Raw genomic sequence first — 12,398 nt, forward strand, 5'->3', positions numbered from 1 at the left:
AAGGATGATCCTATGAATAAGCGTATCGTGATTTGTGCCGACGGCACGTGGAATCGACCCGAGAAAGATCTTAAGGTCGATTTCCCCACCAATGTGCTGCGCCTTGCGCGTGCTATCAGCCCGATAGCGGCAGATGGTAAACCCCAGCAGGTATTTTATGATTGGGGCGTGGGTTCCTATTACGATCAAACCATCGGTGGTGCGACAGGGCGCGGTTTACATAAAAACATCATGGATGGGTATCGCTATATAGTGCAAAACTATTCCCCTGGCGATGAGATTTATCTCTTTGGTTTTAGCCGCGGTGCTTACACTGTGCGTTGCTTGTGTGGTTTGATTAATAACTGCGGCATACTTAAACGCCCCGATGCGGCGTTGATTCAACAAGCTTTCGACCACTATAAAAAAAGCAGTGCGCCCTTTGCGCCTGATGGTGAAAAATCCCTCGAATTTAGAGCGAGATACAGTCATGAATCTCGGGAAATCAAGTTTGTTGGTGTGTGGGATACCGTGGGTGCTATGGGGATCCCTATTTCATTTTTAGGCTTGTTCGAAGATAAAGACGAGTTTTACGACACTAAAATTGGCCGCAATGTGCGCGTTGCCCGTCATGCGTTAGCCATAGATGAACATCGCAGTGATTTTGAGCCGACCATTTGGCAACTGCGTGACAATATGGACATGCAGCAAGTGTGGTTTGCGGGCGCCCATAGCAATATTGGCGGCAGTTATAAACCCGATAAAGACGGTTCATTGTTGTCGGATATTGCACTGTTGTGGATGATATCCGAGGCGCAGAAATTTAATTTAAGCCTAGAGCCACACTTAGCCGCGAGTGTACATCCAAATCCGCTCGCGACCTTACATGACTCGAGACGCAGTTTTTATCGGATAAAACAGGAATATTTGCGACCACTCGATCCTGAGCAAGTCCCAGTACTTTTACATCATTCGGTGAAGGACCGCTGGGATCAAGATCCTCAGTATCGCCCCAAGAATCTACAAACTTATATCGAACACTATGGCTGGCCAGAGCCGCTAGTTTAACTCTATAACCCCAAGTAACCTGAAGAGACTACGCCTGCATCTTCAGGCGGTTTGGGGATAAATACTAAGGCATATCATGATTAAGCGACACTTAGCTGGACTCTTTTTGGGGCTCAGTCTGTTTCTTCCCCATAGCGTATTGGCGCAGCCCGCTAAACGCATTATTGCGCTCTCCCCCCATGCGGTGGAAATGCTTTACGCCATAGGCGCGGGCGATACGATTGTGGCCGCAACTGATTATGCGGATTATCCCGAGGCAGCAAAAAATATCCCGCGTATTGGGGGGTACTACGGCATTCAAATGGAGCGGGTGATGGAGCTTAATCCCGATCTGATTGTGGTGTGGGATTCGGGTAATAAAGCCGAAGATATCAACCAGCTTAGGACGTTAGGATTTAACCTTTATGGTAGCGATCCCAAAACCTTAGAAGGCGTCGCCAAGGAGCTTGAAGAGTTAGGCCAACTTACGGGGCATGTTGAAGAAGCAAGCAAGGCTGCAGCCGCTTATCGCGCTGAACTTATCCGATTGCGGGTTGAAAATGCTAAAAAATCAGAACCTAAGGTATTTTATCAACTCTGGTCGACCCCCTTGATGACAGTCTCTAAAAACAGTTGGATCCAACAGATCATCAGTGTGTGCCATGGACAAAATGTGTTTTACGATGCCGCCAGTGATTATCCGCAAGTCAGTTTAGAAAACGTCTTGCTGACCTTGCCCGAGGTGATTTTGCAGAGTGAAGAAGAAGGTAATGTGAAAGGGGTTGATTGGCGCCAATGGCCAGAAATTCCTGCCGTGAAGAAACAGCATATTTATCAACTCAATGCCGATTTATTACACCGTGCGACGCCCAGAGCTTTGCTTGGCGTTCAAGCCTTATGTGATGCCTTGGATAAAGCACGTTAAATAAAACGCCTGACAGATTATTCCGTCAGGCGTTTAGTCAGATGTTGCTATTTTCTAAGCGTTTAGAAAGGCGCGTTGATGTCGACCACATTAATCAGCTTGTGGTTTACAAACTCTTTTAATCCTAAATCAATCAACTCGCGGCCATAACCTGAGCGGCGCACGCCACCAAAGGGTAAGTCGGCCTTGACCATAGTTGGATGATTGACAAACATCATGCCTGTGGAAACCTGCTTAGCGACCGCCAGCCCGCGTTGGATATCGGCGGTAAACACTGAGCCACCCAATCCAAAGGGTGAGTCATTGGCGATGGCAATCGCTGCTTGCTCATCCTTCACCCTGTGGATACTGGACACAGGGCCGAAGAATTCCCAATAGTAGGCGGGGTTATCTGGCGTCAGGTTTGTCAGTATTGTTGGCTGCACAAAGGCGCCTTGCTGCGGCACTTTTGGCCCCACTTCGGTCGCGGTTGCGCCGTGTTTTACGGCATCACGGATCTTCTGCTTCAACTCATCGGCCGCGCCTTGGGAAGAGAGCGGCGCTAGCGTAGTGGCCGAGTCCATAGGATCGCCTGCTTTTAGCGCTTCGATCCCCTTGATATAACCCTTCATAAATTCATCGTAAATGGCTTCAACTAAGATCATCCGCTTAGATGATGTACAGACCTGTCCCGCGTTCCAGTGACGGCCAAACACAGCCCAGTCGATGGTTTTAGGCAGATCGGCATCTTCAAGTACGATAAAGGCATCTGCGCCACCCAGTTCTAGGGTGGACTTTTTCAGTGCCTTACCCGCCAGAGCGGCAATGATCGATCCCGCATCTTCTGATCCCGTGAGCGCAACACCATGCACTTTGGGCGAATTGATGATCTGTTCTATCTGCTCTCGGGTGGCATACAGATTTTGGAATGCACCTGAGGGCAGTCCGGCATCGCGCATTAAGCCTTCAAAGGCCGCTGCGCACTGGGGCACGTTGGATGCATGTTTGAGTAGTAAGGTATTTCCGGCGGCAAGCTGCGGCGCTAAGATGCGCGCAATTTGGTAGTAGGGAAAGTTCCAAGGTTCGATAGCCAATAATACGCCCAGCGGCTCATTAACCAGTATCGCTTCACCTTCGGCGGGATCGGCAACCGGCAGTTTTTGCGGTGCCAGCAGTCGCTCGGCATGTTCGGCGTAGTATTCGAAAATTTGCGCCGACAGTTCGACTTCAGCTTTGGCTTCTGCTGTGACTTTGCCCATTTCTAAGGTCAGTAGATTGGCGTATTTGGATTTATTGTCTCTGAGGATCTTTGCTGCCTTAGACAGTATTGCGGCCTTGTCGGCAAAGGGAGTGGTTCGCCAGCTTAAAAATGCCTGATGGGCGGATTCTATCGCCTGTGTGACTTCGGTATCTGTTGCATTTGGAAATTCTTTAATGAGCTTTCCCGTAAAGGGATTGGTTGTTGCATAAGCCATATGTGCCTCCAAGCGTTTAACAAATAGAGCGTAAATGCCAGCTTTGGCATCGAGGGTGGAAATGTCTTGTTTGTTGTGGACTCCCTTGCCATTGATTATGTGGCAAGGAAGCCTAGGATGAACGGTAAACTCGTGTGGCAGCAGGAACTATCTCAGTAGTATTAATCAATTAAATCAAATTGATAGATGGTTGCCACCTACGGAGTACACGTCATATTGTTACGGTTAACAAGCTTCAGCTGTTTTATAGCGTTCAGCCATGGCATTGGCGGCTATCATGGCTTGATAGACATCATCTGCGGTTAACTTCATTGGCATATTGCCCATAGTATCGCCCTCAGCACAGGCTATCTCAGCCACTTTGCGCCATTCGGTCTCGATAAAGGTTTTCAGCCCTAAATCTGCGAGAGTGAGCGGTAGTCCCGCTGTTTTGATGATGCGGATAACGTTATCGATTTCGGCTTTGGGGGCATTTTCGAGCACGAGCTGAGTTAGCAGCCCAAAGACGACTTTCTCGCCGTGCTGAGCTTTATGTAAGTCTGCCACCGCTGACATACCATTGTTTACGGCATGGGCGGCGGCTAACCCGCCCGCTTCTGCACCAACATCACTGAGATAGATGGTGGCTTCAATGGTTTGCTCTAGCGCAGGTGTGACTATTTTGTTTTTAACGGCGTCCATAGCAGCTTCAACATTTTCAGTCAGTAACTGATAGCAAAGTTGGGCCAATCCCAGCCCTGTGCGGGAAGGCTTTTTCAGGACTAGGTTGACGCCATCCGATTGATAGCAGGCACGAGCTTCAAAATAGGTTGCCAGTGCATCGCCTATGCCTGCCGCAAAAAATCGGGCCGGAGCCGCGGCGATAATAGCAGTGTCGGCAACGACAGCATCTGGGTTCTGTGGCAGAAACAGATAGCGTTCAAACTCACCTGTTTCGGAGTAGATCACTGCAAGTGCAGTACAAGGCGCATCGGTTGAGGCAATTGTAGGGTACAAGATGACAGGCCGTTTTTGATAGAAGGCGACGGCTTTGGCGGCATCTAAGGTTTTTCCACCGCCAACTCCAACAATAACGTTGGTATGATGCTGTTCTGCCAGCGCGCCTAAGCGCTTTATCTCGGCTTCGCTGCACTCATAGTTGAATTTTTCGAGGTGGCTGCTGATCCCATTTTGATCTAGCCCAGCGACCGCTTCATTCTTCACGCGGCTGAGGATAAATTCATCGCAGATGATAAAAGCATTATCACCAAAGTCCTTAACATAATCATGCATTTGAGCTAATAGGCCCTTGCCGATAATGAATTTTTTAGGGGAAGTGACGGTACGTGGAACGACAGTGCTCATAGAGCCTCCTTTGCACTTATGACGGTTATCCTTTCATTCTTACCCTAGCATACGCCTAAATTAATGTCATAGCATGAATGGTGGCAATGTTTTTATTGCTAAGCGTAAATTACTACTTTAGTGCTTAATTGTTAGATTAATGATGTGGTTTATTGTTTTATTATTCGAGTTAAATACTTTGGTTTGTCTCTGGTTTAAGGAAAGGATAGGGCTCAGAGAGCGAGGCGATCTAAGCGGACGAAGAGATGTCAGATCTCAAAAAAGCTAACGGTGGATTGTGCGAATAGCGGTAAACGTCTGCTGTCTAAACACTGCATAGTCATTAATGTAATGGGATTTTATTACCTTAAACTCGTCCCAAGTCTTGCTCGGTGTTCATGCTTTATGTGATGCTCTGTACAGTCGTTCATTGGTGTCATAGCGAGTGAAATCGTCGGCTGAGATAAAAGACCAGTAATCAAGGAGTGAAGATGACACAGCAGAATGCGTTAGGACAATTGGTCAGTAAAGGTACGTTAATATTCTTTTGTGGCAAAATGGGCTCAGGTAAATCAACCTTATCGCGACAACTTTCTGAGGCCGAAAACTGTATTTTAATCTCGGAAGACGCATGGCTGGCGGCGCTATACCCCGATGAAATTAAAGATTTTGATACTTACTTGAGCTATTCCGCTCGCCTTAAGCCTTTGCTTAAAAAGCATGTGCAGGAACTGCTCTGTTCGGGTGTTTCTGTGGTCATGGACTTTCCCGCGAATACTATCAATCAGCGCCTGTGGTTTCGAAGCATTTTTACTGATTGCGCCGCCCATAAACTTATTTATCTTAATCACAGCGATGCGCTTTGTTTGAGTCAACTCGATAAACGCAGACAAAGCCACCCTGAGCGCGCTATGTTCGATACCGAGGCGATGTTCTGGCATGTGAGCGGTTATTTTCAGCCGCCGACTCTGGATGAAGGCTTTGAGCTTGAGGTGATAGAAAGATAATTATAGTGAATAAAAACAATAGGAAATATCATGTACCAAGTGCTTGAGGAGGTTGTTTCAGCCAATGATTTTGTTCGCCTACGACAGATTTCTGGCTTAAGCCCTAGACCATTGGAGGGCGCCATCAAGGCTTTGCCAAGGAGTTTATATGGCGTGCAAATAAAGCTTGCCGGGCAGACTGTGGGTATGGGGCGTGTGGTTGGTGACGGCGCGCTCAACTTCGAAATTGTCGATATCGCAGTGGATCCTGAGCATCAAGGTAAGGGATTAGGGCGGCTTATTATGCAGCACATCATGGCTTATCTAGATCGTGAGGCTTTTGAGGGCGCGTATATTACCCTGATGGCGGATGTGCCTGAACTCTATGAAAAGTTTGGCTTTAAATTTAGTCGTCCCGCAAGTGAAGGCATGTATATGGTGAAATAACGGCGCTAACCAATACACTTGTAACTTAGGCACTTATAGCAGTAGAACTCAAACAGTAGAGCTCAAAACAACAATCAAAGGAAGATTACCCCATGAATACCTTACTTATTTGCTTATTTGTCGCCATGTTATTGCCATATCTTGCGAAAGGTCCAGTGGCTTGGGCTATGGCAAAGACGGGTGGTTACGATAATAATCATCCCCGTGCTCAGCAAGCACAGCTAACCGGTTTTGGCGCTCGCGCTTTAGCGGGACATCAAAATGCCTTTGAATCATTGCTGGTGTTTGGCCTAGCCGTATTAGTGGTGATTGCTACCGGCAAAGTGAATCCCACCACTGAGTGGCTCGCAATCGTCCATGTCGGGGCCCGCTTTGTGTATCACATCCTCTATCTTGCCAACAAAGGTACCTTAAGATCCCTCACATGGTTTGTTGCCATCTTCAGTGCTTTCGGGATTTTCTTTCAGGCTTTTTAAGCTTGGATATTAAAGGATCTGCGCCAGTTTTTTGATGCTTTCCCGCAGCTCATCAGGCGTATGAGCGGCATAGCCCAGTAAGATAGCTTGCCTTGGATAGGGCGCTTGGCAATATCGAGACAAAGGCTGTGCCCCTAAACTGAGTTGGCGGCATTTGTTGATCACTTCCTCTTCGGTCAAGTCGCCCTTCAGCCAACACACGAGGTGAATACCTGAGTCTGAGGTTTGAACGGACAATTTGTCGGGTAGATACTGCTCAATTGCCGCGATTAACGCCGTTTGGCGTTCATGACAGGCTTTTCGCACTCGGCGAACATGCCGCGCATAATGTCCTTCGGTAATCAACAGCGCCAGTGTAGCTTGCTCTAAATAGGCGGTATGCGTGTCGGCATAATGCTTTGCCAGCTGAAAAGCGTTGACAAGTTTGGGTGGTACCACCAGAAAGCCGAGTCGTAATTCGGGCAGCAGCATCTTGGAAAAGGTGCCTGCGTAGATCACCCTTTGATGTTTATCGAGCCCCTGTAATGCCTGTATCGGACGGGCGTTATAACGAAACTCACTGTTATAGTCATCCTCTAAAATCCATTTACTTTGCTCTGCGGCCCAATCGAGTAAGGCCAATCGTCGTGGCAGACTTAGCATACCGCAGAGGGGAAATTGGTGTGAGGGCGCGGTAAAAGCCAGTTTCACTGCGGGCCACCGCTGGATCGCATCGGCAATATTTGTGCCCTCATCATCAACACTCACAGGACGAACTCGCATATTTTGCGAGAGAAAAGCACCTAAAGCCCCGTCATACCCAGGTTCATCAAGCCAGACTTCATCTCCCTGTTGGAGTAGTACCTGCGCTGTGAGGTTAATGGCCTGCTGAGTTCCATTGACTATGATGATCTGCTCAGGTGTGCAATTGAGGCCGCGGGTCGAACGCGCATAGTCACTTATCGCCTCACGCAACGGCAAATACCCTGCGCTATGGTTTGATTTACCTAAGGTTTTACGCGATTGCCGCCAAACTCGGCCTAACAGCCGCCCCCAAAGTTGGTGCGGGAAAAGATCAATACATCCGACGCCAATATTAAACATGCTATGGCTGTGGTCCGTATTCCCCTTCGCTTTCAGTCGCGCCATTTCTATTAACTGTGGATTAATTTCTAAATCGGAATCAAAGGCTTGAGCGCTTTCTCCGGCACGGTTTGGAATATCGATCAATTCATCGGGAATGGTATCTGACGCATAAGTGCCCGATCCCGGTTTAGTCAGCAGATAGCCTTCATCAATCAGGCGCTCAAACCCTTGCAGTACTGAGTTACGTGAAATCTGCATGGTTTCCGACAAGGCTCTGCTGGATGGAAGTTTCATTCTCGGGTGTAAACGTCCATCAAGAATGGCCTCTCTAAACGCATGATAAAGCTGATCTTTGAGGATGCCATCTTTGAGTTGCAAGTGAGGGAAATTGGATTGAGGTTTTTTCATTTGCTAACTGGTACTGTTAAAAATACAAAAAGTGTACCTTATGCGGTACCACAATTGAATCTAGAATCTTGCTTCAGTAAAACTGAGACCATTTACTTAATTTCAAGGAGTGCGCTAATGTCCAGCCAATCACTAACAGTAACCATTGATATGGTTAAAGAAACGGACTATTCACTCTGGTTACCACACTGGCGTGATTACCAGACCTTTTACAAAGTGGTGTTATCAGAAGCGACCACCCAAGCCACGTGGCGCCGATTCTTCGATGACCAAGAACCTATTTATTGCGCCGTCGCAAGAGAGGGCCAAAACTTACTCGGTTTTGTGCACTATGTTTTTCATCGTTCTACTTGGGCCGAAACGGATTATTGTTATCTTGAAGACTTGTTTGTTGCCCCAACAGCAAGGGGTCAACATGTTGGAAAACAATTGATTGAGTATGTAAAGCAAGCGGCCATTGAACACAAGTGTGCGCGCCTGTACTGGCATACACAGGAAACAAATTTAACCGCGCAAAAACTCTATAACTGGATTGGTGAAAAACCGGGAGTCATTGAGTACAGAATGCCGTTGTAAGGGGCCTTTAATAAATGCATTAACTGGCTAGCTTATTAATGCATTTATTATCAGCGGTTTGATAGTCTAAAATCCTTTCAATCCTAATGCTAAAGGGCTTTTAGCATTAGGTTTTAATGCACGTTTTAATTGCGACTAATCGCAGCGATCACTGCATCGGTCAGCTCCCGAGTATTCGCCGTTCCGCCCATATCGCGGGTTAAAGACTGCTTATCTTTCAATACGTTTTCTATCGCGCTGAGTATCAGGTCGTGCATTGCGCTATAACCTAAATGTTGCATCATAATAGCGCCAGCCCAAATTGTGCCTAAAGGATTGGCAATACCTTGGCCTGCAATATCCGGCGCCGAACCATGTACCGGCTCAAACATCGACGGAAATTCCTTGCTTGGATTGATGTTCGCCGAAGGGGCAATGGCGATAGTGCCAGTGCACGCAGGGCCAAGATCAGACAGGATATCGCCAAACAAATTTGAGCCAACAACCACGTCAAAATGCTCGGGTTTCAGCACGAAATTTGCCGTCAGAATATCGATATGATATTGGTCGACCTTAACATTGGGATACTGTTTTGCCATTTCCACGACGCGACTATCCCAATAGGGCATAGAGTGAAATATACCATTGGATTTGGTCGCCGAGGTTAAGTGCTTTGCTTTGCGGCTTTGGGCTAAATCGAAGGCATATTTTAAGATGCGATCTGTGCCACGACGGGTAAAAATGCTCTGCTGGGAGACAATCTCATGTTCAGTGCCTTCATACTGAATGCCGCCGACGGCGGAATATTCGCCTTCCACGTTTTCACGTACTACATAAAAATCGATATCGCCGGGCTTTTTACCCGCGAGTGGGCAGGGCACGCCTTCAAATAACCGAATAGGCCTAAGGTTCACGTATTGCTCAAAGGCTCTGCGGATCGGTAGTAGCAATCCCCAGAGTGAAATATGGTCGGGAACTCCTGGAAATCCAACAGCGCCTAAGTAGATGGCATCAAAGGATTTTAGTTGCTCAAGTCCATCCTCTGGCATCATGCGACCGGTTTTATGGTAGGTTTCACAGGACCAGTCGAAATAGGTCCACTCAAACGTCACACCTAAGATTTTTCCTGCGGCTTCGAGTGTGCGTATCCCTTCGGGGATCACTTCTGTACCTATGCCATCTCCGGCGATTACGGCGATTTTTACCTTAGACATCTTCGACTCCAATAGGGGATTCTGCGTTTTTTGTATGTTATTCCATATTCGTATCGTGTATGAATAGGCTAAATGTTTTGTTAAGGATTACGAATCGTGAGTCAACTGCCGCCACTTGAAGATTTACGGGTCTTTGTTCTCGCCGCTACAAGCGGGGGATTTACAGCCGCTGCGGAGCAATTATCTTTTTCTCCAGCGTATGTGAGTAAACGCATTGGCCTATTAGAAAAAGCGCTCGGAGTGCGCTTGTTTCTGCGTTCTGCCAGAAGTGTCAGCCTCACCTTAGAGGGCAAGATTGCCTTGGAATGGTCCGAACGTTTGCTCGATACAATGGAGCAAATGAGCCTTGAAATTAGCTTAGAGCAGCAAGTGCCACGGGGCGATTACGTATCGCAACCAGCACAGGATTTGGCAGCCACTGTATTGCGCCGATTATTTCAGACCTAGTGTTCCACTATCCCGAATTAGAAGTTGATTTAGAGTTGCTCGACCGCCCGGTCGATCTGGTCTCTGAAGGTTTTGATCTGGAGATCCGTGTCGGTGGCGAATTGCCACCGCAAATGATAGCTAAGCGTCTTGCGAGTAATTATCGGGTATTGGCGGCATCGCCGACCTATATCGACACGCATGGCATGCCAAACAATCTCGCGGCATTAGCCGAGCATAAGTGCATAGGGATCCGCGAGCGCGATCAAAACCATAGAGTGTGGCGATTGGAAAGTGCGGCTGGCATAGCCTCGATTGATTTAGCGGCTTCCTTGATGACCAACAATGGCACAGTCGCTAAGCAGTGGTGCCTTAAAGGCCACGGTATTATGTTGCGCTCCATCTGGGATTTACAGCAAGATTTCTTAAGCGGCAGATTAGTCAGAGTACTCCCCGAGTATCATCAATCCGCTGAAATTCATGTAATTTATGCTTCACGATTAGAAACGTCTGCCAAACTCCGCACCTGCGTCGCCTATCTTGAAGAGGCTTTACCTCGTTTTGCTGGCTCTGGAATAAGTTGATTCTATTTCGTCAACCTCTATTGGCGAGTGAACACTCGCTATTTTCATATTGAGTTTAAATAAATCAAGGTGTTGGATTTAATTGCTGACATTGGGTCAAGAGGCGGCCAAGAAGGCGCTCGTCCTATTCTCCTTAAAAAATGACCGTAATAGGTCATTTTGTATATCTATTAAGCAAACTGTCAGGTTTTTACTGTTACCTTACGCCCCCGATGTATTGGCTAATCCCATTGCTACCGTTTTACCTCAGTTAAAAGAGATACCATGTTTATAAAGTTTAAGCTTCCCGTTGCTATGCTCGCACTCATTGCTTTGTCTGTTTTATGCTCTTCGGTGTATGTGCAAGAAACGCTAGCGACTAAGCTGATTTCAAATAGGCTGCCAGTTGATGCTCTTGGTTTTCAGTCACAGACGGCTTCCAATTCTTTAGTTGCCAGTCAGAGTGCTCTGCATCATATGCAGAGTTTGCCAAAACTGATGACGACTTCCTTGGTGCAAGCGAATCAAGGTGCTGTTGCAAATCCAACGGTTGCTGAACATTTCTCATCCCCAAAAATGCTTGAGCAGTTATCCTTCGACAATCCAGAGACTAAACAACTGAGTCTGAATATCAGTTCTCTCGATGAACTCATGGGCTTGTTTGACTCGCTTAATTACACGCCAGAAAGCTTTCGTGATGGTAATAAATCGGTCCCTAGATTGACCTTTGATGCCGTGGGAGAGGGCTGGAGTTCAGTGTCAAGCCAACTCCCAGTGAAGCAAAAGAAAATGGTGTTTCTTAGAATGATTGCCCCTTTAGTCTTATTGGCGAATGAGAAAATTTTACAAGAAAGACAGGTCATTATGTCTGCCCCCCTCGATGATATTGCGTTATTAGCCTTAGGGGTAAAGTACAAAGTAATAAGCAGTGAAGATAAACCGCTGTTAGAAGCCCAAAGACAAATGCTACTTGAAAGGGTGGATATCCTGCCACCATCGTTAGTGTTAGCTCAAGCGGCAAAAGAAAGCGGTTGGGGCACATCGCGATTTGCCCGTGAAGGTAATGCATTATTTGGGCAGTGGGATTTCAAGGGTAATGGTATGGAACCTAGGCAAAAGCGCCAAGGTTTAGGCAATTATGGTTTAGCACGATTCGATACACCATTTGCTTCGGTGGAAGGGTATTTGTTGAATTTGAATACCCATAATGCTTATCAGAAGATGCGAGATTTTCGTGCCCAATCAAGACAAGCTAATCAAGCTGTGACAGGCTCTGCACTCGCAGGGACGTTAGACCGATATTCGGAGCGTGGACACGCCTATGTTGAGGCGATTCGTCAGATGATCCGTACCAATAAGCTATATCTGGTGGATGATATTTATTTAAGTGATGACGCGCCATTACATCTATTAACAAGAACAAACTAAGTGATTGGTAAAATAAGCATTTTCAGGTGACCTTCAGCTGCGAAAGCTAGCCAGCCATGGCTGGACTCATGCACTCTTTATTAAATCAAGAGCTCTATTCGC

13 protein-coding genes are annotated in these 12,398 nt (G+C 47.1%); 9 read left to right on the forward strand and 4 right to left on the reverse strand.

The features are described 5' to 3' along the window. The first annotated feature begins 12 nt into the window (after window positions 1-12). Both CKQ84_RS13010 and CKQ84_RS13015 read left to right on the forward strand, forming a co-directional pair. Window positions 13-1,047, forward strand: a complete 1,035-nt coding sequence (locus CKQ84_RS13010; protein ID WP_105251616.1) for a DUF2235 domain-containing protein — start codon at window positions 13-15, stop codon at window positions 1,045-1,047. A 76-nt stretch (window positions 1,048-1,123) separates the two neighbouring features. After that, window positions 1,124-1,951 (forward strand): cobalamin-binding protein, encoded by an 828-nt coding sequence (locus CKQ84_RS13015; protein ID WP_105251617.1) that lies wholly within the window; start codon window positions 1,124-1,126, stop codon window positions 1,949-1,951. A 62-nt stretch (window positions 1,952-2,013) separates the two neighbouring features. Here CKQ84_RS13015 and CKQ84_RS13020 read toward each other — a convergent pair whose 3' ends face one another. Together CKQ84_RS13020 and CKQ84_RS13025 are read right to left on the reverse strand one after the other, a co-directional pair. After that, the gene (locus CKQ84_RS13020) at window positions 2,014-3,405 is read right to left on the reverse strand and encodes an NAD-dependent succinate-semialdehyde dehydrogenase (protein ID WP_105251618.1); all 1,392 of its coding nucleotides are present in this window, start codon (window positions 3,403-3,405) and stop codon (window positions 2,014-2,016) included. A gap of 225 nt (window positions 3,406-3,630) precedes the next feature. Next, complete coding sequence (locus CKQ84_RS13025; RefSeq protein ID WP_105251619.1) at window positions 3,631-4,749, reverse strand: glycerol dehydrogenase; 1,119 nt, start codon at window positions 4,747-4,749, stop codon at window positions 3,631-3,633. 470 nt (window positions 4,750-5,219) lie between these two features. Here CKQ84_RS13025 and CKQ84_RS13030 point away from each other — a divergent pair, with 470 nt between their 5' ends. The 3 genes from CKQ84_RS13030 to CKQ84_RS13040 all read left to right on the forward strand — a co-directional run bounded on the left by CKQ84_RS13030 (window position 5,220) and on the right by CKQ84_RS13040 (window position 6,637). After that, window positions 5,220-5,735 carry an ATP-binding protein gene (locus CKQ84_RS13030; RefSeq protein ID WP_105251620.1) on the forward strand — a complete coding sequence of 172 codons (516 nt, stop codon included), beginning with the start codon at window positions 5,220-5,222 and terminating at the stop codon, window positions 5,733-5,735. Between the two features lie 30 nt (window positions 5,736-5,765). Beyond that, window positions 5,766-6,161 carry a GNAT family N-acetyltransferase gene (locus tag CKQ84_RS13035; protein ID WP_105251621.1) on the forward strand — a complete coding sequence of 132 codons (396 nt, stop codon included), beginning with the start codon at window positions 5,766-5,768 and terminating at the stop codon, window positions 6,159-6,161. A gap of 92 nt (window positions 6,162-6,253) precedes the next feature. After that, complete coding sequence (locus tag CKQ84_RS13040; protein WP_105251622.1) at window positions 6,254-6,637, forward strand: MAPEG family protein; 384 nt, start codon at window positions 6,254-6,256, stop codon at window positions 6,635-6,637. Between the two features lie 9 nt (window positions 6,638-6,646). Here the strand turns inward: CKQ84_RS13040 and CKQ84_RS13045 are convergent, their stop codons facing one another. Further along, a complete protein-coding gene (locus tag CKQ84_RS13045; protein WP_105251623.1) occupies window positions 6,647-8,110 on the reverse strand; it encodes a PLP-dependent aminotransferase family protein in 1,464 nt (487 codons plus the stop codon). Window positions 8,111-8,227: 117 nt separating this feature from the next. Here CKQ84_RS13045 and CKQ84_RS13050 point away from each other — a divergent pair, with 117 nt between their 5' ends. Continuing rightward, window positions 8,228-8,686 (forward strand): GNAT family N-acetyltransferase, encoded by a 459-nt coding sequence (locus CKQ84_RS13050; RefSeq protein WP_105251624.1) that lies wholly within the window; start codon window positions 8,228-8,230, stop codon window positions 8,684-8,686. 125 nt (window positions 8,687-8,811) lie between these two features. On the opposite strand, the gene CKQ84_RS13055 is transcribed toward CKQ84_RS13050, so the two are convergent. Next, window positions 8,812-9,879, reverse strand: a complete 1,068-nt coding sequence (locus tag CKQ84_RS13055; RefSeq protein WP_105251625.1) for a tartrate dehydrogenase — start codon at window positions 9,877-9,879, stop codon at window positions 8,812-8,814. A 96-nt stretch (window positions 9,880-9,975) separates the two neighbouring features. On the opposite strand from CKQ84_RS13055, the gene CKQ84_RS13060 reads away from it, so the two are divergent. From CKQ84_RS13060 to CKQ84_RS13070, 3 genes are all read left to right on the forward strand, one after another. Beyond that, window positions 9,976-10,326, forward strand: a complete 351-nt coding sequence (locus CKQ84_RS13060) for a LysR family transcriptional regulator (RefSeq protein WP_158683044.1) — start codon at window positions 9,976-9,978, stop codon at window positions 10,324-10,326. After that, the gene (locus CKQ84_RS13065) at window positions 10,302-10,889 is read left to right on the forward strand and encodes a LysR substrate-binding domain-containing protein (protein ID WP_254053187.1); all 588 of its coding nucleotides are present in this window, start codon (window positions 10,302-10,304) and stop codon (window positions 10,887-10,889) included. Before CKQ84_RS13060 ends, CKQ84_RS13065 begins: the two co-directional genes overlap by 25 nt. Window positions 10,890-11,153: 264 nt before the next feature. Continuing rightward, on the forward strand, window positions 11,154-12,296 hold the full coding sequence (locus CKQ84_RS13070; RefSeq protein ID WP_254053102.1) for a glucosaminidase domain-containing protein: 1,143 nt from the start codon (window positions 11,154-11,156) through the stop codon (window positions 12,294-12,296). Window positions 12,297-12,398: the final 102 nt, after the last annotated feature.

The organism is Shewanella sp. WE21 (assembly GCF_002966515.1).
GTDB lineage: Bacteria > Pseudomonadota > Gammaproteobacteria > Enterobacterales > Shewanellaceae > Shewanella > Shewanella oncorhynchi.